Raw genomic sequence first — 22931 nt, 5'->3', positions numbered from 1 at the left:
TGAGCCGGATTGGTCAGTCGGTGCATGGTTCCACAATTCCCTGACGAGTCGATAAATGTTAAATGCATGCGAAGGCACATTGCCGATTATCGAACAAATTGTGCGGCCATCGCACACAATAGTACTTGCGATCTTGACGCTCTCATGTCGGTATGAAAGACTAAATATCGTTCTCTTATCAAACAAATGTTCGATTAGCGAACTTTAATTGATGCCAACATGACAATAAAGGCGATTTTACTGTAGCTCGGCAGCGGTAGCGAGCGAAATCAAAGCCCATCCTCCATCCATGTTGTTTTATTTTCATGTTTCGGATAGGCGTTGAATTGTCAAATAATCTAAGAAGGTGACACCACTTTGATTAACAAAATTTACGATTCCATGGCGAACGCCGTTGCCGATGTGGCGGACGGTGCGACCATCCTGATCGGGGGCTTCGGCAATGCGGGCATGCCTGCGGCGCTGATCGATGCCCTGATCGCACAGGGCGCGCGCGAACTCACCATCGTCAACAACAATGCGGGCAATGGCGAAACCGGCCTGGCCGCCTTGCTGAAGGCCAAGCGCGTACGAAAAATAATCTGCTCGTTCCCGCGCCAGACCGACTCGCACGTGTTCGACGCGCTGTACCGCTCGGGCGAACTCGAACTCGAATTGACCCCGCAGGGAAACCTGGCCGAGCGCATTCGTGCCGGCGGCGCGGGAATCGGCGGTTTCTTCACGCCGACTGGGTACGGCACGCTGCTGGCTGAAGGCAAGGAGACGCGCATCATCGATGGCCGCGGCTATGTGCTGGAGGCGCCGATCCGGGCCGACTATGCGCTGATCAAGGCGCACCGTGGCGACCGCTGGGGCAACCTGGTGTACCGCAAGGCGGCGCGCAACTTCGGTCCCATCATGGCGACAGCGGCAAAATGCACCATTGCACAGGTGGCAAGCGTCGTCGAATTGGGCGAACTGGACCCGGAAAGCGTCGTCACGCCGGGAATTTTCGTGCAACGCGTGGTGCAGGAGGTGCGCTCATGAAACGACTTAACCGTGACCAGATGGCAGCGCGGGTAGCGCAGGACATACCCGAAGGCGCCTACGTCAACCTCGGGATCGGCCTGCCCACCCTGGTTGGCAATCATCTTCCGCGCGACCGCGAAATTTTCCTCCATAGTGAAAACGGCATACTCGGAATGGGGCCCGCCCCGCTGCCGGGGGAGGAGGATGAAGACCTGATCAACGCCGGCAAGCAGCCGGTCACCCTGCTTCCCGGCGGCTCCTATTTTCATCATGGCGATTCGTTCGCCATGATGCGTGGCGGACATCTTGATATTTGCGTGCTGGGCGCTTTCCAGGTTTCGGTAGAGGGTGATCTTGCCAACTGGCATACGGGCGCGCCCGACGCGATTCCGGCGGTCGGCGGCGCCATGGACCTGGCAATCGGCGCCAAGCAGGTGTTCGTGATGATGGAACACCTGACCCGCAGTGGCGAAAGCAAACTGGTCAAGCAATGCAGCTATCCGCTCACGGGCATGCGCTGCGTCAGCCGGATCTACACCGACCTGGCCGTGATCGACGTCACCCCCGAGGGACTGGCGGTGCGCGAGATCATTCCCGACCTGAGCTTCGAAGCCCTGCTCGACATGTCAGGCGTTCCACTGATCGACAAGCGATAGAATTCCCTTTCCACCAAAAAAAACCACAAGAGAAATCAAAGATGATTGACGCCTATATCTGCGACGCAATTCGTACCCCCATCGGACGCTACGCCGGCTCTCTGAAAGACGTGCGTGCTGACGACCTCGGCGCAGTGCCGCTGCGAGCCCTGATGGCGCGTCATCCCGATCTCGACTGGAGTGCCGTGGAAGATGTGATCTACGGTTGTGCCAACCAGGCCGGCGAGGACAATCGCAATGTCGCCCGCATGTCCGCCTTGCTGGCCGGCTTGCCCCAGGAGATTCCTGGCGCCACCATCAACCGCCTGTGCGGCTCCGGCATGGATGCGGTGGGCACGGTAGCCCGTGCCATCAAGTCCGGCGAACTGAACCTGATGATTGCCGGCGGCGTGGAATCGATGACGCGCGCACCCTTCGTCATGGGCAAGGCCGACAGCGCCTTTTCCCGCAACACGGCGATCTTCGATACCACGATCGGCTGGCGCTTCGTCAATCCGGCGATGAAGGCCCGGTTCGGCGTCGATTCCATGCCGGAGACGGCAGAGAACGTCGCCACCGAATACAAGATCAACCGCGAGGACCAGGACAAGTTCGCGGTGGCCAGCCAGAACAAGGCCGCCGCCGCGCAGAAAAATGGCACGCTGGCGCAGGAAATCACCCCGGTGATCATTGCGCAGAAAAAGGGCGATCCGATAACGGTCGAGCATGACGAGCATCCGCGTTCCACCAGCGTCGAGGCGCTGGGCAAACTGAAGGGCGTGGTGCGGCCGGACGGTACGGTCACTGCCGGCAATGCGTCCGGTGTGAACGATGGCGCCTGCGCCTTGCTGATCGCCAGCGGCGAAGCGGCCCGCATCCATGACCTGACGCCGCGCGCGCGCATCGTGGGAATGGCGACCGCCGGCGTTGCGCCGCGCGTCATGGGGATTGGGCCGGCACCCGCATCGCAGTTGCTGCTCAAGCGTCTCGGCATGACGATCGGGCAGATGGATGTGATCGAGCTGAATGAAGCGTTCGCGGCGCAGGGGCTGGCAGTATTGCGCGAACTCGGCGTGGCCGATGACGACCCCCGTGTCAATCCAAACGGCGGCGCGATCGCACTTGGCCATCCGCTCGGCATGAGCGGCGCGCGCCTGGTAACCACGGCGATGTACCAGTTGCATCGCACCGGCGGACGCTATGCCTTGTGTACCATGTGCATAGGCGTCGGCCAGGGAATTGCGATGGTGATCGAAAGGGTCTGAAGCCCGGTTCAAGGCAGGACGGCGGGTGCAGGGACGCGCCCGCCCTTGAAAACAAAGATAAAAGAGATAAAAGAGGAGCGAGGAGCGCCATGCCCGATCTTGCACAGTACCGCCGTCCGTATTTCAGGACCCAGCCGGATTCGTTGTATCCGCCCTACCATTCCACCATCAAGCGTTCGCCGGCCCAGCCGCTGGTCATCCTTCCGCAATCGCTGTCGGAACTGACCGGCCCGGTCTTCGGTCACCAGGACCTCAAGCCAGGCGACAACGACCTGACCCGCCAGCATGCCGGCGAGCCGATGGGCGAGCGGATCCAGGTTTCCGGCCGCGTTCTCGACGAGAACGGCCGGCCGGTCGCCAATTCACTGGTGGAGATCTGGCAGGCCAACGCTGCCGGCCGCTATCCCCACAAGAACGACAACCACGACGCCCCGCTCGATCCGAATTTCAGCGGCGGCGGGCGCACGCTCACCGACGATCAGGGCCGCTACAGCTTCCTGACCATCAAGCCAGGCGCCTACCCCTGGCGCAATCATTACAACGGCTGGCGCCCGGCGCATATCCATTTCTCGCTGTTCGGCCAGGCTTTTGCGCAGCGCCTGATCACCCAGATGTATTTTCCGGGCGATCCGCTGCTGACCTACGACCCCATGTACAACAGCATTCCCGACGAAAAGGGCCGCGAGCGGCTGATCAGCACCTTCGACTGGGAAACCACAGTGCCGGAATACGCGCTCGGCTACCGCTTCGACATTGTCCTGCGCGGCCGCGATGCAACCCCGATGGAGAAATGAGATGAGCCTGCTGACTACCGGATCCCAGACCATCGGTCCTTACCTGCACATCGGCACCGACTGGCTCAACACACCGAATCTTGTCGGCGACAAGGTCACCGGCACGCCAATCACAATTGAAGGTCGCATGATCGACGGCAATGGGGCGCCGGTCGGCGACGGCCTGGTCGAGATCTGGCAAGCCAATGCGCATGGCAAGCTGGCGCATTCCGAAGACCAGCGCGACCTGCCAACCGAACCAGGCTTTCGCGGTTGGGGGCGGGTGCCAACCGACGAGAATGGCCGCTTCCAGTTCACCACCGTCAAGCCCGGCCGCGTGCCGTCGCCGGTGCCGGGCGCCGCGCTGCAGGCGGCGCATATTGCCGTCACCATCTTCGGCCGCGGGCTGACCAAACAACTGGTGTCGCGCATCTATTTTCCCGATGGCGAAGGCCACGCCGAGGACTTCGTGCTGAAGCAGGTTCCCGAGCAGCGGCGTGCAACGCTGGTCGCCCGCGCAATTGCGGGACGCCCCAATGCCTACGAATGGAACATCGTCTTGCAAGGCGATGCCAGCGGGCAGGGCGAAACCGTATTCTTCGATTTCTGAGCGCGGCCCGCGCAGCATGTCCTCCTTCACGCTGACAGACTCGCTGTTCTCCACGCCACGGATGCGGTCCGTCTTTTCCGACCAGGCCTGCCTGCAACGCATGCTGGACGTCGAAGCGGCACTGGCCAGGGCCCAGGCCAGCATCGGCCTGATACCCGCTCCCGCGGCAGAGGCGATTGCCGTTGCCTGCGATGCGGCCAATATCGACCTGGCCGCGCTCGCCGCGGCGGCTGGCCAGGCCGGCAACCTTGCCATTCCGCTGGTCAAGCAGTTGACTGCGGTCGTGGCTGGCGCCGACCAGGACGCGGCGCGCTATGTGCATTGGGGTGCGACCAGCCAGGACATCATTGATACCGGGCTGGTGCTGCAATTGCGCGATGCCATGGACGAGCTGCAGCACCAGCTGGATGCCTGCGGCGAGGCGCTGGCCTCGCTCGCACAGCGCTACCGGGACACGCCGCAGATCGGGCGCACATGGATGCAGCATGCGCTGCCGGTCACCTTCGGCCTCAAGGCGGCTGGCTGGCTGGATGGCCTGGTGCGCCACCGGCGCCGGCTGCGAGAACTGCGTCCGCGGGTCCTTGTACTGCAACTGGGCGGCGCAGCAGGCACGCTGGCCAGCATGAGCGGCCAGGGCACGGCGGTGGCGGCGGCGATGGCTGTGCAACTGGACTTGCAAACGCCGGACATGCCATGGCACGGCCAGCGCGATCGCATCGCCGAGGCCGCGACATTTTGCGGACTGCTGACTGGCAGCCTGGGCAAGATTGCGCGCGACATCTCGCTGCTGGCGCAGACCGAAATTGCGGAGCTCGCCGAGCCTGCGTCTGCAGGGCGTGGTGGATCTTCCACCATGCCGCACAAGCGCAACCCGGTCGCTTGTGCAATCGCGCTTGCGGCCGCTACCCGGGTGCCCGGGCTGGTGGCATCGGTGCTGGGCGGCATGGCCAATGAAAACGAGCGCGCGCTTGGCGGATGGCAGGCTGAATGGGACGCGCTGCCGTCCATCTTTAGCCTGAGCGCTGCGTCCCTGCAGCAAATGACCGGGGTGCTGGCCGGCCTGCAGGTGGACGCAGGCAGGATGCGCGCCAACATCGACCTGACCAATGGACTGATCATGGCCGAGGCAGTGACACTCGCGCTCGGCCCTGAGCTTGGCAAGCTGGCCGCCCATCATCTGGTCGAGCAGGCCTGCAGGACTGCTGTCGAGCAGAACCGCCCGCTGCGCGAGGTGCTGGCCGCGGACGGCCAGGTCAGCAAGCTTCTGGATGGCGCGGCGCTCGACCGCCTTTTCGACCCCGTCAATTACCTCGGCCACGCCGGGGAATTCGTCGACGCCGTGCTGAGGTCATGGCACGAAACGGCCTGAATCCCTTCGCGCAGCCGGGTCTTCAGTCTTTGTGCAATCCATTTTCAATCCAATCAATCGCCATTCAATATTCGCCGGAGAACACGCATGCCAACCATCAAGATCGGTGACGCCCAGTTGCACTACCAACTGGAGGGACCGGATCACCTTCCTGTGCTCGTCCTGTCGAATTCCCTCGGCACCAACTTGTCGATGTGGGCGCCGCAAATGCCGGCGCTCTATCCGCATTTTCGCGTGCTGCGCTACGACACCCGCGGGCATGGGCAATCAAGCGTCACGCCGGGACCTTATAGCGTGGCCCAGCTCGGCCAGGATGTACTGGCATTGCTCGACCATCTCGGCATCGAACGGGCACATTTCTGCGGCCTGTCGATGGGCGGCCAGATCGGCATGTGGCTGGCCTCGCAGGCGCCGCAACGGATCGAACGGCTGGTGCTGTGCAATACCGGCGCCAGGATCGGCACCGCTGATTCCTGGAACGCCCGCATTGCGAAAGTGAATGAAGACGGCCTGGCTTCCATCGTGCCGGCAGTACTGGATCGCTGGTTCACCGCGGACTTCCAGCAACGCGCGCCGCAGCAGGTGGCGATTGTGCGCGAGATGCTGCTCAATACCGAATCGGCAGGTTACGCCGCCAACTGCGGTGCGGTGCGCGACGCCGACCTGCGCGAGGAAATTCGCAAGATCGTCGCGCCGACGCTCGTGATCGGCGGCCAGCAAGACCAGGCCACGCCATTGGACGACAGCCGGCTGATCGCAGACCGCATCGCTGGCGCAGAGCTGGTGGAGCTGAATGCAGCCCATCTTTCAAACTGGGAAGTCACGCAGACCTTCACCGCCCACCTGCTGCGCTTCCTGCTCGCCGAAACCGCACAGGGAAAATAGAAATGGACGAACAGCAACGTCACGACCAGGGCTTGCAGGTGCGGCGAACTGTCCTCGGCAACGCCCATGTCGATCGGGCGCAGGCAAAGCGCACCGCGCTGACCAGCGAATTCCAGGACCTGATCACGCGCTATGCGTGGGGCGAGATCTGGACCCGTCCCGGGCTGACGCGCCACTCCCGCAGCCTGATGGTGATTTCAATGATGATTGCTTTGAACCGCGAACAGGAATTACGCCTGCATCTGCGGGCCGCGGCAAATAACGGCGTGACCCGCGACGAGATCAAGGAAACCCTGCTGCAGGCAGCGATCTACTGCGGCGTCCCCGCGGCGAATTCGGCCTTCCACATGGCACAGGAAGTATTCGACGAGATCGACCGGGAAGGCGCCGCCGGCCAGGCGTGAAATGGGCTGGAGGCCGTCCAGCGGCCACCGGCTCCCGGCCACTGACTCGACGCGCTCAGTCCGAACTCACGGGCGGCAAGCTCAGCAGGTCAAGCTCGATCATGCAGGTGTTCAGCTGACGGTGCTGGCTGTCGCTCAGGTGCTGCCACCCGAGGGATGCAGCCTGGTCGCCAAACATCGCGTAAATCAGGCCCCATTCCACCACCGCCCGCACGAAAAGCGCAAACTGCGCCGGATCGTGGCAGGACTGCACGCTTTCCTGGCTGATGGACAGCCTTCCTTCGCTGAATTCAACCGTCTTGTTCCTGACCGTGGCAGTGGCCATTTCGATTTCCGGGGGGCGCAAGCCAAGCGGCGCGGCGACGGCATGCACAACCTCCCGCAGGAACATGAACTTGCGGCCTGTTTCCGTCGCATAGCCTTCGGCCAGCGAGCCGAGGTTGTCGCGCAGGCCGGCCAGTGCAAGTGCAAGCTGTTGTTCGTTCATGCGGCTTGGTATCGGCTCGTTTGCAGGCGCTCCGGGCAGCTGATTCACGATACCGGTCACTGCCAGATCCTGCGGCTTGAACATCGTCCTCCGTATTGTGTTGCGCGCGTCTTCCCGGCCGGAGTCGCTGTGATACTGGCGCATGACAGGGGCGGTTTCCGTATGGCGAAGGCGCGCCGTCGACGGCCCGGCAGTGTGAGTGCGGACCGTCGTCTTGTTGCGGGACACTGCATTGCGCATTCTGAACATTTCGCGTTCCTCCGTGTTTTTCAGGAGAGCTGATTCTGTCGCTGGGGAGGCTGGAAAACTTGCGGAAGATCAAGAGCAGATGTCGCGTGGAAAATTTCCGTTTCCGCAGCACGTTGGACGGAACAAGGCCGCGGCCGGGGTTACTCAGGCAGGATTTTTATCGGGACTCAAGCGCGCAGTGATGTAGCTTCAGTCCTGCTCAAGCATTCATTCAGCCGCGCTCTGCGATGTGAAGATGGAGGCGATCGAGCTGATCGAGAACGGATTCCAGGGCGGGATGCGAGAATGCGCGTTCGTCCATCCGGGTTGCCAGCACCAGCTGGTCCCCGTCCAGCGCGACGTGCAGCGGCGAGACTGCTTGCTGGCGGAAATCGGCTAGCCGCAACGCAGCCCGCAGCCTCGCCGCCCGGTTGAAGCCGACGAGCTCGGAAACAATGATCAGCAACGCCGGCGGGGAAAGTTCATGCTGGTGATGCAGTTCAATCGTGCCGCCCGACCCGGTTCCCAGTCGCAGCGCTCCGTCGCCATCGAAAGCCAGCGACGAAATGCCCACGCTGCGGCCGAATTGCTTGATGGATTGCTCGATCCAGCTCATGTGAAGTTCGCCTTCAGGGTATCAGTTGCGGGGCCGGCCCCGGAAATGGCAGCGCCTCGGCGGCGGATCCGGGTTTCGAGCCAGGGCCGCTTGTCTGGATCTGGTCGAGCAGCATGTCCTCGTCGGCCACTGCGCTATCCAGGCTGTCCTGGATCCCGGTGCGTGCCGCCTCGCCCGCATTGGCATCGGGAAAGACCTGTTGCATCAGGCGTACCGCCCGTCCTATTTCCCGGAACAGTGTGATGCTCTCGTCAGGATGGTTCACACCCAGCCGGCTTGCCAGTTCCGTCATTGCAGAGGCGGCAGAGTAGGGGCTTGCAAACACTTGCAGGGCGCCCCGCAACAAGTCGGAAGGCTTGATCGACTTGCCGTGGTGGCGTTCCATGAACTGCGCGGATTCCTCCACCATCTCGGAAACCGTTCTCATGCGGACAATCAGGTTGAGCGACTCGACCGCAGCCTGGAGCCGGACCTTGTCGGTGGACGGGAATTCGGCGTGGAGGTCGAGGTCGGCCGCGCGGCTGGCTGCCTGCAGGGTGCGAGGCAGTTCCTGCAACACGTCGCCGCTGCCCTGTTTCATATATCGATCCAGGACCTTCATGCATTTTTCGCCCCATGCTTCGCTGCCATGCACCAGGTCGGCATAGTCATCGGCGAAGCGCGCCGGGTCTGCTGTTTTCTCGGCTTCGCCTGCAATATTGAGTGTGCCGTTGATGTAGCGGCCAACGTCCTGGCTACTCTCCAGCTCGGCCAGCGCGTCGTCCACATTCGCGCGCAACGATTCTGCTGCGGCCGCCGATGGCCGCACATCGTCGATGCGCATTGCCTTCGCCAATACCTGCGTCAGGCGGTCCGCCTGGTAGCCCGTCTCATGATGATGCGGGCACTCCCGGATCGCCTTCATTGCCCGCTCACGCTCGTCATCCCCGAGCCCGAAGCCGGATAGCATTTCACTGAGTTGATCGTCATCGCCGCTGGCCTCATAAAACCGGCGGGCGAGCTGGGCCGCGTCGCCGCTGAAGTCTGGCAGCGGCGCCATCTGTGCGACCAATTCCTGCTGATTGCCGCTGGCCAGGGCTGACTTGAGTTTTTGCAGCGCGAGGTATTGTTGCAGAGCGGCCCGGCCACCACCGCCGGTAGCGGCCTGCCGCGGCTGTCCGTCGCGCAGGAATGCCAGCGCCTTTTGCCCGATCTGCGCGCTGTTCCCGCTCAACTTTGCGTGTCGGCCGATTTCCTCCCTGGACAGGGAGCGGACCGGGCGGCTGGAATCCTGTGTGCGCTGCGCAAGCGTTTTTTGCGGTGCGCTCACTGACGCGTGATGAAACTGGACCTGCTCCCGTGCCAGGCCCTTCGTGAACTTTTCGAGAAGACGGGTACGGCCAAGTTCGTCGTAGTCGATCAGCTTGCCGTTGCGCGCGCCCTGCAGTCCGGATGTGCGGGCGCCGCCACCTGGCTGGCGAAGGGCGTCGCCGGCAAGGCGGCGGATGTCGTTGGGAGTCGTGATCGTAGCCATTCCGGAACCGGTATCTGGATGCGCGTGGCGCGGGTAGCCGGTGGGTAACAAAAGGCCGGCACAAGTTCCGGAAATCCAGGCTGTCTTTGCCGCACATGGAACCGGAAAGCCAATTTTGTTACTTATTCGCAGACCATCAAGCAAGCTTGTGTTTGCATTCGACATGCCCTCGCCGCAGCCACAGGAGGAAAAGTGAATCCGCAGAAGAGACAGCAACAAAGAGCCGAGCACACCATTGCGGAACTCGAGAAGGCAATCGCCGAGGCTGACGCGGCGATCGCCCAGTCGAAGCGCTTTTTCGCGGGCGAGGGCGCCGACCTCAAGCGGGAACTCGACAAGCTCAGTCCGGAAATGAAAGCCAGGATCGATTCGGAAGTCGAAAAAATGATGAAGGAGATCGAGCTGGAGACCGAACGCGCCTGGCGCATGAAGATGTTCGAACAATCCATGGTTTATCGCCCACGCAATTCGCGCCGGCTGGTGTAAGCCGCTGCCCATACCGGAGTCGCCATGATCCTCAATCTTGTGACAGGCGGCGCGGATCTGAGCCTGATTCGCGCCGAAGACCCACAGGCTGCCGCCCGCTTCGTGCAGGCGGAGCTGACCTCCCAGATCGCCACTAACCTGGCATCGCGCACATCCCGCCTGCAAACGCATCTGGGCAATCTGGTGCGTGCGTTCCAGATGGACGAAACCATGCGCAAGCTTGCGCCCGGCACGACAGGCGAAGTGCCGCCTGCCAGCCTGTTTTCACCATTGTCAGCAGGCAATCTGGCATTGCTCGACCAATTCGTCGACAAGAGCGGACTCGTCCTCGCCAGCACCGCGAGCGAGGCCGAGGTGCTGGCGCAGGAGATGACTGATCTTGGCCTCCAGCCACCGCCGGTGATGTATCCGGTCCTGACCTACACCCGCACCACTGTGACTTCGAGCAAAGGGGAAGTGCTTTCCTCCTCGACCGGAGGGCAGTTTTCCTGGATGACGGCGCAACAGCGTACCGGACTGATGGGAACGCAGAAAGACCTGGGCAATTCGGTGTCGAGCCGGACCTTCACCCTCCGGCTGACAAGCTCGGATGAAAGGACCAGCACCGTTACCACTTTCTGCTGCCTCGACCGCAAGGCCAACCGGCGCTTCACCGAAAGCCAGTTGATGGCGGTGCGAGACCAGATAGCCGGTGTCCAGCAATCGATGTTGCCCGAACTGCAGTCATCTTCTGCAGCGGTGGTGGCGCAGACCGCGGCGCTTGACCTGCTGGTGAAAGACTTCCGCGAATCCATGGCCAAGGTGGAAGATCGCAAGGAAAACATGGTCGAGGAGCGGCGCGAGGATGGTCGCTTGCGCAGCCGGGACAACGAACGCCGGCTTGATGAGCGCCTTGGCAGGCGAAATTAATGAGGGTTCGCTTGCCCGCAGCAGGCGGCAAGATCCCGATATTTGAAAATCAAAAGGAGTGCTGATTCATGGCAAGCGGCGTGTTGACGAGCAATACCGTCCCGGTGAACTGGACCATCGACCGTGTCGAGGACAGCGCGCTCAGGGATTCCTTGTACGTGCAGTTGCAGAAGGCGTACAAGGTCACCGACGAGCTTGGCTATCAGCAGGCAGCATCGGCCATGACGACGCAGCTGACGGTGGAGGTCAATGCGTTGTTGAAACTGTTCGCGACCTCCCCTTGGGCTGCAGCGAGCAATGAGGATGCTTTGAACGTGAGCAAGTCGCTGCTGATCAGTGGATTGACATCCGGTGACCTTGGTCCAAACATGGCCGCCTTCTACACGACGCCAGTCTCAACCGGCGTTACCGACCGGACTGTAAAGTACAGCGATCTGCCGCCGCCTGAAATAGATATCGGCCTTGATGAGACGGTGGGTCCGGACGAGTTTCTTGAAGCGAATATCTGGAACATCAACAACTCTCATCCGGAAAGACTGGTGCGTGTGACGATGGGCGGGACGGATCTTGGCCTATTTTTTTCAGGAAAAAGTGGTACCGGAACCTATAGCAAACCCTCACCGCCATTTTCCGACGCAGGCGTCGCTTCTTTCAACGGCAAGACGGTTCCGGACAATGCTTTGCCCGGCGACCTCTTGAAGTCGGGCTCCACCTATTACCTGGTCAGCGTTCAACGTACTCCTGTCGAAGTAGGGGCAACTTACTTCCCGCTTGCCAAGTCGGCGGACGAAGCTCGCCTGGATGTATGGAACGATAAACTCGACGCCGCCATCGGCGAACTGACCAGGAACGGCCAGATCGAAGCCGCCCGGCTCCAGCAACTGGCCAACTTGCTGCAAATGCTGATTGGCGGCGCCAGCAACACGGAGGCGAGGGAATCGCGGGTCATGGAATCGATCCTGTCGAAAATTGGCTGAGCCTGGCAGGCTTTTGAGCATGCCCCGCGACCTGACAAAAATCGACGCCGATCGACCGGCCGGCGAGCGCTTCGACTACATCAGCCACATGCTGATGGAAGCGCTTGCCCAGGCGCAGACGGTACGCATCCGGGGGCGGGTGATACAGGTGATCGGAACGATCGTGAAAGCGGTCGTGCCCTCGGTCCGAATCGGCGAGATCTGCCTGCTCAGGAACCGCGGCCATGCAGCCGGGATGAAGGCCGAGGTGGTCGGGTTCTCGCAGGGAACGGCCTTGCTGATGCCGACCGGGGACACCCAGGGCATCTCGGGCGAAACCGAGGTCATCCCGACCGGCAAGGTGCACATGGTCCCGGTTGGAATGAACCTGATGGGGCGGGTGGTGGATGGCCTGGGCAATCCGATCGACACCGAGACCCGCGGTCCGCTCGTCTGCAGCCAGGAATATCCGGTCTTCGCAGACGCGCCCGACCCGCTGACGCGACGCCTGATTTCCAAGCCAATAGAAATGGGCGTGCGCGTGCTCGATTCCATGCTGACCTGCGGCGAAGGCCAGCGCCTCGGCGTGTTTGCTGCGGCAGGCGGCGGCAAGTCGACGCTGATGGCAATGCTCGTCAAGGGGGCGGCTGTCGATGTCACGGTGGTTGCCCTGATCGGCGAACGCGGCCGCGAAGTTCGCGAATTCCTCGAACACGAACTCGGCGACGAAGGACGAAAAAAGGCGGTGATCGTTTGCGCCACGTCGGACAAGTCATCCATGGAGCGGGCAAAAGCCGCTTACGTGGCGACCGCCATCGCAGAGTATTTCCGCGACCAGGGAATGCGGGTCCTGTTCCTGATGGACTCGGTCACCCGCTTCGCACGGGCCCAACGCGAAATCGGCCTGGCCGCCGGCGAACCGCCGACGCGGCGCGGATTTCCCCCGAGCGTATTCGCCACCTTGCCGCGTTTGATGGAGCGGGTGGGCATGAATGACAAAGGGTCGATCACCGCGCTCTACACGGTGCTGGTCGAGGGCGACGACATGACCGAGCCGGTTGCCGACGAGACGCGTTCGATCCTGGACGGTCACATCATCCTGTCGCGCAAACTGGGCGCGGCAAACCACTATCCTGCGGTAGATGTCCTGGCCTCGGTGTCGCGCGTGATGAACGCGGTGATCACCAGGGAGCATCGTGCGGCTGCGGGCCGCTTGCGCGAGCTGCTGGCCAAGTACCAGGAGATGGAACTGCTGATCAAGATCGGCGAATACAAGCGCGGCTCCGATCGTATTGCGGACGAAGCAATCGACAAGATCGACGACATACGCGCCTTTCTCAAACAAGCGGTCGATGAACGCAGCGACTTCGACGATACCCTGCGGACCTTGTGCGAACTCGCCGGTTCCGCACGCCGCTGATCGCATCCCGCGACTCACACTCCGCCGCCCGCATTCGGCTGATGAATCCTCGCTGATAGCACCTCGCAGAAAACACCTCACCGAAGTCACTTCGCTGATCGCACTCGGTCACTCACCCAGCGTTCATTGCACATTCCGTCCTCATGTTGCGCCGACTTGTTAGTTGCCCACGGCGGAACTCAAGTTGTTTTTTTGTTACTTATTGTCCCGTTAGCAGGCCATTGGTTCCCGGTGCCGAAACATGGATCCGAAGCTTGCTCGCTGACCGCTTTTCCACCAAGTGACCATAGTCCCAAGGATGCCGTCATGCCTGGTTCCGCCTTGATGTCATTCAGGCTCTATCTGTTGCTGATGCTGGCCGCGCCCGGCGTCACCGGTGCGAGCGAACGCGGGGGTAATCCTGATGATGTCCCGAAGCCGATGCCTTTGCTGGCTGCCGCCAGCGACACCTCCGCTGCGACGCCAGGCCCGGCCTTGACGAGTGCGCCTGTGCGCAAGAGCGTGCGATATGTCTGGCGCATCAATTCTGGCGACAAGATATCTGACGCCTTCCGCGCCTGGGCCCGGCAGAGCAAGAAGTGGCAGGTGGTATGGGAGGCGCCAGAGCTGGTTTCCCAGGCATCGGTCGACGTTGACGGCTCATTCGAGGATGCAGTCACCAAAGTGATCGACGCCCTCAACCGCGGAGAAGCGGGGCTGGCCGCGCGCTTCTATATCGATTCTGCCAACAGCGTATTGCGCGTGATGGAAAAGAAATGAAGACCTCCCTGCCTGTTCCGCCTCTCGCTTCCCTTTTCGCTTCCCTTCTTGCTTCCCTCTCGTTGCTGGGGGGCTGCATGACGCCGCTATCGCTGATGGTCGACAGCAAGGTCGACCGCAACCAGGCAAGGTCAGCCGAACTGACCAGGCAGGCGAGCCAGGGCCGTCCGCGCGTGGCCAGCGAGTCACGCGCCACGATTGAAAGGGTGGACGGAATCTGGCTGCCATTCAAGAGGCTCTCCGACATCAGCGAGCAAGCCTCGGCCAAGGACGCAGCGACGCGTCGGATTACCGTCAACCGGGATTTTCGAAACATCCAGGAGGTTGCTGAACGGGTGACCTTGTTGACCGGCATACCGGTGAAGGTCGCGCCGGACGCGCTGATTCCTTTCCCCGGGGCCGCTTCGGCGCCGCAGCAGGCTGCAGCCCCAGCCGCGGCTTCCAGCCCGGCGTCCGGCAACCTGCCGGTTCCGCCACTGCCACCGATCTCCGGCACCCAGGCAGCCCCGTTCCCGGGCTATGCGGTCCAGCCTGCGCCCGCAGTTCCACCGGGACTGGTGGCGCTGAGCTTTGACGGCACGCTGGCCGGTTTCCTGGACGTCGCGGCGGCGCGCTTCGGTGTCTCGTGGGAATGGACCGACAATGCAGTCAATGTATTTCGCTATACGATGTCGGTATTCACGATCACTGCACAGACCGTCAGCTCGGTCATGAAAGAGATGTCGGATACGATGAAAAGCGTGATACAGAAAGTGAGTTGATGCCGAACTTCGGACTTCGGACTTCGGACTTCGGACTTCGGACATCGGACATCACGCCTCACGCTTCGGGCTTCGGGCTTCCCGCTTCCCGCTGTGAACCGGCTCCTGCAACTGCTCAGCTGGCAAGCCGCCGAGCATGCAAGGACGCGAATATCGATTCCAGCTGGCGGGTGAAGGCTGCGGTGTCAAATAGCGGCAGGTGCTGACGAGTATCGTGCAGCCGACGCGTCAGTGCGTCGAGCTTCCCGCGCTCGCTGCCAGCCAGGGCGATTGCGTGCCGGCGGTATTCCTGCAGCGAGTCGCACACCAGTTCAGGCAGGCCGGCAGCGTGCAAGGCGCTGGTCGCAACCCGTCCGGCGAAAGTAGTGCCGGTGCAGGTGAGAACCGGAAGCCCTGCCCACAATGCGTCGCTGGTCGTGGTATGTGCATTGCACGGCAGCGTGTCCAGCGCCAGGTCCGCCAGCCTGTGACGTGCCAGGTGCAAGGCCTGCGGCAGCCGTGGCGAGAACACCAGCCGCTGCGGATCGATTCCGCGCGCCGCAGCTTCCCGCCGCAGGTTCACTACCTGTGGCCGATTGTCTTCCAGCAGCCACAGCACGCTGCCGGGTACGCTGGCAAGCACCTCCATCCAGAGTGAAAACGTCGCCGGCGTCAGCTTGGCCGGCTGGTTGAAGCAGCAGAACACGAACGCATCATCGGGCAGGCCGAACTGCTGGCGGGTCAGTGGCGCATCGGCGATCTCACGCGTGTTGTCCGTGCACTGGTAGCAAGCGTCGAAATAGACGACCTGCTCCGTGTAGTGCGCTTGCTGGCCGGGTGGAATGACATGGCGATCAGCCAGCAGGAAATCCATGGCCCCCAGGCCGCTTGTGCCGGGATAGCCCAGCCAGGCGACATGAACCGGGGCAGGGCGCCAGGCAAACACGCCGGGCCGTGAATCCTTTGAATGACCCATCAGGTCAACCAGGACATCGATCTCCCGCTCGCGCAGCAATGCGGCAATTTCGCCATCGTCCATTGTCCCGGCGTCGATGAAGTGATCGAATGATTTCCGGATGCGCCCGGTCATCTCGTCAGGTGGCCGGGTGCCCAGCGCGACCGCCGTCAGTTCAAGGCGCGAGCGGTCATGGTGTTCGAACACCCCGGCCGCCAGGTAGGCAGTCGGATGACGCCGGAAATCGGCGGACAGGTAGGCCACGCGCAAACGCTCATGCCGATAATGTTCGCCGCTCCACAAGGCTTGCCGCGGTTCGACGTGCCTTTCGACGAAGCGCTCGGCGACCGAGCGCTGCAGCGCCGGATCGTCCATCGCAATCATCGCCACGAAGGGCTGCTGGACGTGCTTGCCCTCGTTGCTGTCGCGCACCAGGCGCTGCAGCCAGGCCTCATCCTCGTTCCAGTTGCAGCCGGTCCGGAACGAGAACAATGCCGCCCCCGGAGCGTAGTCGGTTTCAGGCGCCAGTTCCAGCAGGCGCGCGTAGGCTTCCATCGCATCGTCATGGCGATCCAGGTTCAGAAGGAGGTTGGCACGATTGAACAGGGTGGCAATGTACTGCCTGTGAGGACGCGACGCCTCGCCTTCGAACAGGAACTGCCCTCCGGCAGGCAGCGCATGCTGCGGCCACAGCGCAAGCGCCTTGTCGCAGCAATCCAGTGCCTGCTGGCTCTGGCCCAGGCGCAGCAGCGATGCGCCGCAGTTGGACCAGGTCCGGGCATTGCCGGATTCCAGATCGAGCGCGCGCTCGTGATGCGACATGGCCGCGCCATATTGCTGCAGCATGTGCAGCGTCAAGGCCTTGTTCGCCCATGCGCTGGCCAGTGCCGGGTCGAGCGCCAGGGCATGTTCGAAGCACTGGAGCGCGTCCTCGTATTTCTCCAGTTCATGCAAAGCGCTCCCGCGTGCCGACCATGCGGGTGCATGGCCCGGCGCCTGCTGCGTCGCCCGCACGCAGCTTTCCAGCGCTTCCTCGAAGCGTTCCATTTCGGACAGCAGGGTGGCGCGGTCCAGTTCCGTCGCCACGTCCTGCACCCCCAGTTCGTCCAGGCGGGCGTGGCAACTTAGTGCATCCGCCGGTCGTCCGGCCCGCCACAGTGCGCGGGCCAGGTTGGCATGGGCTTCAGGCGAGGCTGGCGCCAGGTCGGCAACTTGCTGCAGCAGATGCGCGGCACGCAGGTGTTTGCCGGCCAGCGAATGGATCACGCCTGCCATTTGCAGCAGGTCGAAGTTGCCTGGTTCGGTGGCGGCGGCCTGGTCCATCAGGTCGGCCGCAGTGGCGAAGTCCTGTTCTTGCAGGCTGCGCTGTGCAAGCGCGATGAGCTCGGTGGATTCGGGTGCCATGCGCGCTTCCTCGTTTGTCGGTCGGGGTGGGGCCATGTGTCAGGTGGAATTGAATCTAGCTAACAGATGGAGGCGCGGGCAATGGCGGTTAAACGATTGGGGGGATTGCTAATAATTATTGGCTTTGGAGGTTTTGGCTTTTTGACGTTTTCGAACTATCGTTGCTTGCGACCTGCCCGGTTTCCGCACCGGCGGGCGGGTTCCATTGTTTGCTGGCGGTTGGGCTGTTTTCGAACTGGCGTTGCTTGCGACCTGGCCGGGCCTCGTTCTGCGACATATTCGAACTGGCGTTGCTTGCGACCTGGCCGGTTTCCGCACCGGCGGGCGTGTTCCTTTCTTTGCTTCGCCAAAGAAAGGAACCAAAGAAAGGCGACCCTGATACGTCGCCCCTTCGGGGTTCCCCCGAAATCCGACGGCCTGGCGGAGAAGCGTGCAAACTCGCTTCGCTCAGACAAGCACGCTTCTTTATCCGCCATCCCATCAGATTTCGGGGCGTCGTATACGGGAGGTACGTCAAAACCGTATCGCTACCACCAATGCTTCAAGCACAGTGGCGCCGATTGACGATCGGCGATTTACCTGATGACCTGATGATCTGATGATCTGGTGATCTGGTGATCTGGTGATCTGGTGATCTGGTGATCTGGTGATCTGGTGATCGGGTGATCGGGTGATCGGGCGAGCTAATCCAAATGCGGTTGATCATTGCGCCATCGTTCGATCGACCCGAACCATTCCACCCCAATCGCCAATTTGAAGCTTCGAAAAACATTAAGAGTCAACGGTGCGCTGGGCATCGGTATAAGACACTTCATGGGGTTGGCTGATTAGGTACGCGGCGTACAGCCGAGGGATCATCTCTCGCGAACGCGGCACTGGATTAGCCCAGACATCCGCGTCTGGTTGGCTATCGAGGCGGGCGTTGGCCAAGTGGGTTTTGACGTTTTTTCTTTGGTTCCTTTCTTTTTCTAAAAGAAAGGAACACACCCGCCGGGGTGTCTCCCGGCTTCACACCGACAACCACCAAACCCAGCCACACGCCCCGCAAGCCAAAAAACCGAAAAACCGAAAAACCACCGCCCTGGCTCAGACAAAAAAAACCTCACCCAACCACCTCATAAGGCAATCCAACATAATTCTCCGCAATGGTCGTCCTCCCCGCCACCGACCCGGTGAAATAATCCAGCTCCGCCTCCTGGATCCGCTGCGCAAACGGATCATCAGAGAACCTGTGCAGCGCAGACGTCATCCACCACGAAAACCGCTCTGCCTTCCAGATCCGCCGCAGGCAGACCTCGGAATATTTATCGAGCAGGTCCGTGCGTCCTTCCTGGTACGCCATGCGCAAGACGTCATACAGTGTGCTGACATCGCTCGCCGCCAGGTTCAAGCCTTTCGCCCCGGTGGGCGGCACGATATGCGCCGCGTCACCAACCAGGAACAGCCGGCCATATTTCATCGGCTCGGCAACGAAGCTGCGCAGCGGCGCGATGCTCTTTTCGATAGACGGACCAGTCACCAGCGTGTCCGCCACATCCGCCGGCAGGCGCCGCTTCAGTTCGTCCCAGAAGCGCTGGTCCGACCACTCGCCCACCTTGTCCTCCAGCGAGCACTGCACGTAGTAGCGGCTCAGGGTCGGCGTGCGCATGCTGCACAGGGCGAACCCGCGCTCGTGATTGGCATAGATCAGCTCGTCCGACACCGGCGGAGTATGCGATAGCACACCCAACCAGCCAAACGGATAGACGCGCTCGAACGTGCGGATCGCATCCGCCGGCACCGACTGCCGCGTCACACCATGAAATCCGTCGCAGCCCGCGATGTAGTCGCAATGCAGTTCGACCAGCTGGCCATCCTTGACGAAGGTGACGCGCGGATGATCGGTGTAAAAATCATGCACCGCCACATCCTGGGCCTCGTAGATGGTCTGTGCGCCCGCAGCCTGCCGCGCATCCATCAGGTCGTGCGTCACTTCGGTCTGGCCGTAGACCATCACGGTCTTGCCGCCGGTTAGTTGCTTCAGGTCGATCCGCTCGCGCCGTCCTGAAAAGGACAGGGAAATCCCTTCGTGCAGATGTCCCTCGCGGTCCATCCTCGCGCCAGCGCCGGCCTTGCGCAACAGGTCCATCATTCCCTGCTCCAGAACGCCGGCGCGAATCCGCGACAGCACGTAATCGCCCGAACGCGCTTCGAGTATGACGTTGTCGATTCCCTGCAAGTGCAGCAACTGCCCGAGCAGCAGGCCGGAAGGGCCGGCGCCTATGATGGCGACCTGGGTGCGCATGCTTGTCTCCTGTTATTGATCGAACTTTGGTTCGTATCTTGTGCCGTTTTCGATATGGTGTACCGGGTCGGCCAGAAATGAAACTGGTTTGTTGCAGTGTCGCTCGTAAATCCTGGTACGGCCGGGGGCGACGCAATGCGTATTTGCGATTTGCGCTACAGTTACCCGGAGAAAGCCTCATGCAGCGAAAGACCCGATAAACTAGGTGATGCCGATTTTCCCGAATAGTCGATGTGCCATTGTCCCGCCGCGTGCGGGACTGCCGATGCGCCTGCTGGCGGCGCCGTTGTTGCTGCTCTTGCTGCTCCTCCTGCCGATGCGCCTGCTGCACGCGCAAAGCTTCACCGAGCGCTGCGAAAGCCGGGTGCCGCCGGTTCCCGTCACCATCACCACCGTCCCTATCGGCTACTCGCTCGACACCAGCCTGCCGCATCGTGAAATTGCACTGCTTGCCGGTCCTGCCAAGACCGGGGCGTATGTGCTCGGACTGACCAAGGCGCGCTTCAATACGCGCATCTCCTATCGGGCAACGGTAGTGCATGACCGGACTACCCAGCGGGAGTGCCTGTTGCCGGCGCTCACGGTAAGCCTGGCGTATCCATCGGTCGTGGTGTACATCGGCAGCGAGTTTCCGGAAGGATCGTGCTCCTATCGCGAAATCCTGATGCATGAACTGCGGCATGTGCAGGCATTCCAGCAGCACATGGCGGATCTGGAGGCGAGCGTGCGGCAGGCCCTGAGCGAGCGCTTCTCCGCGCCGATTTACGCGCCGGTCGGCAAGTCCTTGCCGCAGCTGGCGCAGGAAATCAATACGGTCTGGAAGCCATTCATTCTGGCCGAGCAGCGCAAGGTCGAAGCCTTGCAGAAGCTGGTCGATGCGCCGGAGGAGTCGCGCCGGGTGATCCGCTCCTGCAACGGCGAATTGCGCAAGACCATACTGGAAACCCGCAACGATGCGGTGCAGGCAACAGGAGCTGACTGAATGGCACACTCTTCCCCGCCGTCACGCAATGTCTACAATGAGCCGATCGTCCCGTGCTCGTTCCAGCCCCTGACCGGCTTCTTTCGCGATGGCTGCTGCAAGACCGCCGACGACGACGCCGGCACCCATGTCGTGTGCGCCGTCATGACCGAGGATTTCCTCGATTTCAGCGTCTCCAGGGGAAATGACCTGGTCACGCCGGTTCCCGAGTGGGGATTCCCCGGCCTGCGGGCCGGCGACAAATGGTGCCTTTGCGCACTGCGCTGGCTGGAAGCATGCGAAGCCGGCATGGCGCCGCCAGTCGTGCTGGAAAGCACGAATTTCCATGCCCTCGACCTGATTCCCCTGGCGCTGCTGCAGGCGCACGCACGCCAGGACAAGCCGTAAGGCAAGCGAGATGAAAATGAAACCATCGACTGCGCTCAACGAGCTACCTGTGCTCGAACTGGCACGTGGACTGGCGCGGCGCGAGTGGAGCGCCGAACAGGTGATGCGCGACTGCCTGGCGCGTATCGAGCAGCGCGAGCCCGAAGTCGGCGCCTGGGAATACCTGGCCGCTGACGCGGCCCTGCAGCGTGCGCGCGAGCTGGACCGCGGTGCGGTGCAGGGCCTGTTGCATGGCTTGCCGATCGGCGTGAAGGATATTTTCGATACGGCTGACATGCCAACCGGGCTCGGCACGCCGATCTACAGCGGCAACCGTCCCCGCTCCGACGCAGCGGTAGTGGCCACCTGCCGCGGCGAAGGCGCGATCATGCTCGGCAAGACCGTGACCACCGAACTCGCCACTTCCTTCGCCGGCCGCACCCGCAATCCCTTGCGCAGCACGCACACCCCGGGTGGATCGTCCAGCGGTTCGGCCGCCGCCGTTGCCGACTTCATGGTGCCGCTGGCCCTGGGCACCCAGACGGCCGCATCCGTGATCCGGCCCGCCGCCTTCTGCGGCATCGTCGGCTACAAGCCGGGATTCGGAAAGCTGGTCCGCGCCGGCGTCAAGAGCCAGTCGGAAACGCTGGACACCGTCGGCGGCTTTGCCCGCAGCGTTGGCGGAGCCGCGCTGCTGGTTGCGGCAATGAGCGGCGATCGTCGTTTGCTGGAGCTTGAATCCGGCGGCGTGCCTGTGTTCGGACTGTGCCGCACGCCGGAGTGGGCGCATGCCGACGCCGATACCCGGCAGGCGATGCTCGATGCCCGGGCCGGGCTGGCCGCTGCTGGCGCCCGCGTGCTGGAGCTGGAGTTGCCAGCGCTGGAAGGGCTGACCCAGGTGCAGACCGAGATCATGTTTTTCGAAGCCGCCCGTTCCTATTCCTGGGAGCGGCTGGTCCATTTTGAGTCGCTCAGTCCGGGATTGCGGCAGATGATGGAATCCGGGATGGCGATTTCACCGGAGCGGCATGAGCGCAACCTGGCGCTGACGGCGCAGGCCCGGTCCCGGATTGACGATGTATTCGGCGGGGTTGACGTGCTGCTGGCGCCGAGCACTATAGGCGAAGCACCGGCGGGGATCGGGCACACGGGGGATCCGGTTTTTTGTCGGCAGTGGAGTCTGCTGGGGCTGCCTTGTGTGCATGTCCCATTCGCGCTTGGCGGAAGCGGTATGCCGGTGGGCTTGCAGGTGGTGGGGCGGGCTGGCGGGGATCTGGCGGCGTTGCGGGCGGCGCGGTTCATGGAGGCGAGCCTGGGGGAGGGGGCGTCGCATGCTTGAAAATGCGGGGTTTCTTGATTGGTGGATTGTGGTTTGGGACTTGCGGGTGGTGTGGTTTGTGCCTTGCGGATCGTGTGGCTGGAATTGATGGTTGTGGTTGTGAAGCCGGGAGACACCCCGGCGGGTGTGTCCCTTTCTTTTTAAAAAGAAAGGAACCAAAGAAAACAAGGTCAAAACCCACTTGGCCAACGCCCGCTTCGATAGCCAACCAGACGTGGATGTCTGGGCTAATCCAGTGCGACGTTCGCGAGAGATGATCCCTCGGCTGGGTGCCGCTTACCTAATCAGCCAACCCCATGAAGTGTCTTATACCGATGCCCGGCGCACCGTTGACTCTTAATGTTTTTCGAAGCTTCAAATTGGCGACTGAGGGGATCCGTTCAGGACGGAAGATAACGGCGGAAAATCCCCTGAGGCCCCGACTCCCACTGACAATCGGACCTCAAGCGCCAATTAGCTGCTTCGAAAACAATTAGGAGTCAACGAGCGGTGGTGTGCGGTCGGCGGCATTGAAGCGGGTTGACTGATCCCGGTCAGC

Annotated in this window: 22 protein-coding genes; 17 read left to right on the top strand and 5 right to left on the bottom strand. The window is 62.1% G+C overall.

Annotated features, from left to right (window positions below; genetic code table 11):
* The first annotated feature begins 357 nt into the window (after positions 1-357).
* From FVE66_RS14710 to pcaC, 8 genes are all read left to right on the top strand, one after another.
* Positions 358-1026 (top strand): 3-oxoacid CoA-transferase subunit A, encoded by a 669-nt coding sequence (locus FVE66_RS14710; RefSeq protein ID WP_151448210.1) that lies wholly within the window; start codon positions 358-360, stop codon positions 1024-1026.
* Positions 1023-1664 (top strand): CoA transferase subunit B, encoded by a 642-nt coding sequence (locus tag FVE66_RS14705; protein WP_151448209.1) that lies wholly within the window; start codon positions 1023-1025, stop codon positions 1662-1664. The genes FVE66_RS14710 and FVE66_RS14705 overlap by 4 nt, the downstream gene beginning before the upstream one ends.
* A gap of 41 nt (positions 1665-1705) precedes the next feature.
* A complete protein-coding gene (gene pcaF, locus FVE66_RS14700; protein ID WP_151448208.1) occupies positions 1706-2908 on the top strand; it encodes a 3-oxoadipyl-CoA thiolase in 1203 nt (400 codons plus the stop codon).
* An 89-nt stretch (positions 2909-2997) separates the two neighbouring features.
* A complete protein-coding gene (pcaH, locus tag FVE66_RS14695; RefSeq protein WP_151448207.1) occupies positions 2998-3702 on the top strand; it encodes a protocatechuate 3,4-dioxygenase subunit beta in 705 nt (234 codons plus the stop codon).
* A 1-nt stretch (position 3703) separates the two neighbouring features.
* The gene (pcaG, locus tag FVE66_RS14690; RefSeq protein WP_151448206.1) at positions 3704-4291 is read left to right on the top strand and encodes a protocatechuate 3,4-dioxygenase subunit alpha; all 588 of its coding nucleotides are present in this window, start codon (positions 3704-3706) and stop codon (positions 4289-4291) included.
* A gap of 16 nt (positions 4292-4307) precedes the next feature.
* A complete protein-coding gene (locus FVE66_RS14685) occupies positions 4308-5660 on the top strand; it encodes a 3-carboxy-cis,cis-muconate cycloisomerase (RefSeq protein WP_151448205.1) in 1353 nt (450 codons plus the stop codon).
* Between the two features lie 87 nt (positions 5661-5747).
* Positions 5748-6545, top strand: coding sequence for a 3-oxoadipate enol-lactonase (gene pcaD, locus FVE66_RS14680; RefSeq protein WP_151448204.1), 798 nt, complete (start codon positions 5748-5750; stop codon positions 6543-6545).
* Between the two features lie 2 nt (positions 6546-6547).
* The gene (gene pcaC, locus FVE66_RS14675; protein ID WP_151448203.1) at positions 6548-6949 is read left to right on the top strand and encodes a 4-carboxymuconolactone decarboxylase; all 402 of its coding nucleotides are present in this window, start codon (positions 6548-6550) and stop codon (positions 6947-6949) included.
* Positions 6950-7004: 55 nt separating this feature from the next.
* Here pcaC and FVE66_RS14670 read toward each other — a convergent pair whose 3' ends face one another.
* From FVE66_RS14670 to FVE66_RS14660, 3 genes are all read right to left on the bottom strand, one after another.
* Positions 7005-7685: a hypothetical protein gene (locus FVE66_RS14670; protein WP_151448202.1), complete on the bottom strand. Its 681-nt coding sequence runs from the start codon at positions 7683-7685 to the stop codon at positions 7005-7007.
* Positions 7686-7896: 211 nt separating this feature from the next.
* Positions 7897-8280, bottom strand: coding sequence for a CesT family type III secretion system chaperone (locus tag FVE66_RS14665; RefSeq protein WP_151448201.1), 384 nt, complete (start codon positions 8278-8280; stop codon positions 7897-7899).
* A 13-nt stretch (positions 8281-8293) separates the two neighbouring features.
* Complete coding sequence (locus FVE66_RS14660) at positions 8294-9793, bottom strand: TyeA family type III secretion system gatekeeper subunit (protein ID WP_161993287.1); 1500 nt, start codon at positions 9791-9793, stop codon at positions 8294-8296.
* A 192-nt stretch (positions 9794-9985) separates the two neighbouring features.
* Here FVE66_RS14660 and FVE66_RS20200 point away from each other — a divergent pair, with 192 nt between their 5' ends.
* The 6 genes from FVE66_RS20200 (at position 9986) to FVE66_RS14635 (ending at position 15084) form a co-directional block, all read left to right on the top strand.
* Positions 9986-10279 (top strand): hypothetical protein, encoded by a 294-nt coding sequence (locus FVE66_RS20200; protein ID WP_161993286.1) that lies wholly within the window; start codon positions 9986-9988, stop codon positions 10277-10279.
* Between the two features lie 24 nt (positions 10280-10303).
* Entirely contained in the window at positions 10304-11188 is an 885-nt protein-coding gene (locus tag FVE66_RS14655) for a hypothetical protein (protein WP_161993285.1), read from the top strand.
* A gap of 68 nt (positions 11189-11256) precedes the next feature.
* Complete coding sequence (locus tag FVE66_RS14650; protein WP_151448198.1) at positions 11257-12165, top strand: hypothetical protein; 909 nt, start codon at positions 11257-11259, stop codon at positions 12163-12165.
* 19 nt (positions 12166-12184) lie between these two features.
* A complete protein-coding gene (sctN, locus tag FVE66_RS14645) occupies positions 12185-13564 on the top strand; it encodes a type III secretion system ATPase SctN (RefSeq protein ID WP_151448197.1) in 1380 nt (459 codons plus the stop codon).
* A gap of 306 nt (positions 13565-13870) precedes the next feature.
* Positions 13871-14323 carry a TcpQ domain-containing protein gene (locus tag FVE66_RS14640; protein WP_151448196.1) on the top strand — a complete coding sequence of 151 codons (453 nt, stop codon included), beginning with the start codon at positions 13871-13873 and terminating at the stop codon, positions 14321-14323.
* Entirely contained in the window at positions 14320-15084 is a 765-nt protein-coding gene (locus FVE66_RS14635) for a hypothetical protein (protein ID WP_151448195.1), read from the top strand. Before FVE66_RS14640 ends, FVE66_RS14635 begins: the two co-directional genes overlap by 4 nt.
* Before the next feature lie 115 nt (positions 15085-15199).
* Here FVE66_RS14635 and FVE66_RS14630 read toward each other — a convergent pair whose 3' ends face one another.
* Together FVE66_RS14630 and pobA are read right to left on the bottom strand one after the other, a co-directional pair.
* On the bottom strand, positions 15200-17422 hold the full coding sequence (locus FVE66_RS14630; protein ID WP_161993284.1) for a tetratricopeptide repeat protein: 2223 nt from the start codon (positions 17420-17422) through the stop codon (positions 15200-15202).
* A 1102-nt stretch (positions 17423-18524) separates the two neighbouring features.
* A complete protein-coding gene (pobA, locus tag FVE66_RS14625; RefSeq protein ID WP_151448193.1) occupies positions 18525-19706 on the bottom strand; it encodes a 4-hydroxybenzoate 3-monooxygenase in 1182 nt (393 codons plus the stop codon).
* A gap of 265 nt (positions 19707-19971) precedes the next feature.
* Here pobA and FVE66_RS14620 point away from each other — a divergent pair, with 265 nt between their 5' ends.
* From FVE66_RS14620 to FVE66_RS14610, 3 genes are read left to right on the top strand one after another with little or no spacing between them, the layout of a single operon-like run.
* Positions 19972-20688, top strand: a complete 717-nt coding sequence (locus FVE66_RS14620; RefSeq protein ID WP_151448192.1) for a hypothetical protein — start codon at positions 19972-19974, stop codon at positions 20686-20688.
* On the top strand, positions 20689-21075 hold the full coding sequence (locus FVE66_RS14615; protein WP_151448191.1) for a DUF2237 family protein: 387 nt from the start codon (positions 20689-20691) through the stop codon (positions 21073-21075). It begins immediately after the preceding gene.
* Between the two features lie 16 nt (positions 21076-21091).
* Positions 21092-22393: an amidase gene (locus FVE66_RS14610; protein ID WP_151448506.1), complete on the top strand. Its 1302-nt coding sequence runs from the start codon at positions 21092-21094 to the stop codon at positions 22391-22393.
* The last annotated feature ends 538 nt before the right edge of the window (positions 22394-22931 follow it).

The sequence above is a fragment of the Lacisediminimonas profundi genome, from assembly GCF_008831265.1.
In the GTDB taxonomy this organism is placed as follows: domain Bacteria; phylum Pseudomonadota; class Gammaproteobacteria; order Burkholderiales; family Burkholderiaceae_D; genus Lacisediminimonas; species Lacisediminimonas profundi.
This window is presented reverse-complemented; position numbering and strand designations above follow the sequence as displayed.